This is a genomic window from Micromonospora sp. ALFpr18c (genome assembly GCF_008868155.1).
In the GTDB taxonomy this organism is placed as follows: domain Bacteria; phylum Actinomycetota; class Actinomycetes; order Mycobacteriales; family Micromonosporaceae; genus Micromonospora.
This window is the reverse complement of record NZ_WBKR01000358.1, coordinates 1-2,248: the sequence shown is the minus strand read 5'-3', so window position 1 is coordinate 2,248 and position 2,248 is coordinate 1. Positions and strand designations below refer to the sequence as shown.

The window sequence follows — 2,248 nt, the reverse complement described above, 5'->3', positions numbered from 1 at the left end:
GGCGGTAGGGGTTGCCTATAAGGCCCAGGGGTGTGCCCAGCGAACGTGTGTAGGTGCCCAGTGGTCGGTGGAGAGCCGGCGGGCGGTAGGGGTTGCCTAGAAGGCCCAGGGGTGTGCCCAGCGAACGTGTGTAGGTGCCCAGTGGTCGGTGGAGAGCCGGCGGGCGGTAGGGGTTGCCTAGAAGGCCCAGGGGTGTGCCCAGCGAACGCGTGTGGGTGCCCAGTGGACGGTAGAGACCGTCCACTGGATCGAGGGGGCGCCTTCGCAGCCTTTCTCAGGGCGGCCAACTTAGGGGCCAACTCGGGGGGCAGCGAAAAGACTTCCCGCCCAGGGTGCTCCTCCTCCTGGGTCGCCATCAGCTTGGCCAACTCAGCGACCAACTCAGTGGGCAGCGTATGGATTCTTCGCCCAGGGTCTACCTCCGCTAACTCATCGGCAGGAATTCCGGTGAGTCCCAAGGAACTGACCGGAACATCCCAGGATGCGTTGGGGTAGGCATTGTTTGGTGTGGAGGGGGGCATCACACTCTCCTCGCCATAGGGGAAACGCGATTTCCTTGCGTAGTTTGCACCTGCCGGTATTCTTGCCGAGCAAATTTCGCAGCTCTAATAGGAGAACGGAGGGTTTTGCCGTCGGGTTCATGTACGAGTATAGTGTGATGCTGGTCACACTGAGTAATTGCCCACACGTGGGCGGTGGTAGCCAGGTAGCTGTGGGAATGCCTGATGTTCGTGGAGCGCAACGTCCTGTTCCGCGCTCCTGGTGTGCCGCGCGGCAGATGTCCGTCTCGTCCTGGGCGGACGATCTGATATCACCCGGAAAACAGCACGACGTGATCCCCGTAACACGCGCTCTGTGAGTCGATCTTGTGGGGGCTTCATGAGCGATCAGATGCAGTCGATGGTCAGCCGGCGTGGGTTCCTGCGGGCGGTGGGAGTCAGCGGTGGTGCGGTGCGATGGTAATGGGGCTCGCCCCCAACGCGGCCGCGTCGGTCACCCCGGCGTTCCGGCCGCCGCAGCGGTCCGACTTCACCCTCACCGGGCGGCCGGGTGCCAGCGTGGTCATTCTCGGCGGCGGCATCGCGGGTCTCACCGCCGCGTACGAGTTGGGCAAGGCGGGTTACCGCTGCACGATCCTCGAGGCGCGGCACCGCGTCGGTGGGCGGAAACTGACCATCCGGGGTGGCGACGTCGAGACCGACCTGGATGGACGCACCCAGCGGGCCGGCTTCTCCGACGGGGTCTACTTCAATGCGAGGCCGGGCCGGATCGCGCAGTGGATGGTCACCATGGGACTACTGCCGGGAACTCGGCGTACCCGTCGAGGTCTTCACCAACCAGAACGCGGACGCCTGGATCTACAACGAGTCCGCCGGAATGACCGAGCCGGTCCGGTACCGCACCGCCAGGCCGACGTGTACGGCTACGTCTCGGAACTGCTCGCCAAGGCCACCGACCGGGGCGCGTTGGACGGTCGGCTCACCACTGGGGACCGCGACCGGCTGCTGGCGTTCCTGCAGAGCTTCGGCGCGATCGGTGGACGCACCAGCGACTGGGCGGACACCGGGACCAACAGGCGCGGCTTCTCCGCGTATCCGGGCGCGGGCAACGACGTGGGCAGCCTGCGCTCTCCGACGTTTTCGCCAGCAACGTCGGCCGGCACTTCTCCTTCGAGTTCGGCTACGACCAGGCCATGCTGATGTTCCAGCCGGTCGGCGGCATGGACCAGATTCCCCGAGCACTGGCGAAGGCCGTGGGCATGCACCGGATCCGGCTCGACGCCGAGGTGACCGGTGTGACCGACCGGCGGCATCCCCGAGACCGATCTGGACCTGTCACAGATCTGGTACCCGTCCTACGGTTTCCACGGCAAGCGCGGCCTGGTCGTCGGCTACTAACAACACCGGGGCGAACGCCCGGGCGTACAGCGGTCTCACGCCCGAGCAGCGCAGGGAGCGCGCGATTACGCAGGGCGTGAAGATCCACGGCGACAAGTACCGCAGTGAGCTGGTCACCTCGTACTCGCACGCCTGGGACCGGACCCGCTGCATCGAGGGCGCCTGGACCTCGCCCCGCTACGGCACGCCCGGCTACAACCTGCTGCTCCAGCCGGCCGGGCGGGTCTACTTCGCGGGGGACTGGCTGAGCCACGAGGTGGCCTGGCAGCACGGCGCGTTCGTGGCGGCCCGGTCGGCGGTGTCGGCACTGCACCAGCGGGTGATGGCCGGCTGACGGTCCGCCGGGACCG

At 66.8% G+C, this 2,248-nt stretch carries 2 protein-coding genes; both read left to right on the top strand.

All coding sequences use genetic code 11. The features are described from left to right. Positions 1 to 956 precede the first annotated feature (956 nt). Positions 957 to 1,700, top strand: a complete 744-nt coding sequence (locus F8271_RS33945) for an FAD-dependent oxidoreductase (protein WP_255473771.1) — start codon at positions 957 to 959, stop codon at positions 1,698 to 1,700. A 274-nt stretch (positions 1,701 to 1,974) separates the two neighbouring features. Then, positions 1,975 to 2,232 (top strand): FAD-dependent oxidoreductase, encoded by a 258-nt coding sequence (locus F8271_RS34335; RefSeq protein ID WP_357951828.1) that lies wholly within the window; start codon positions 1,975 to 1,977, stop codon positions 2,230 to 2,232. The last annotated feature ends 16 nt before the right edge of the window (positions 2,233 to 2,248 follow it).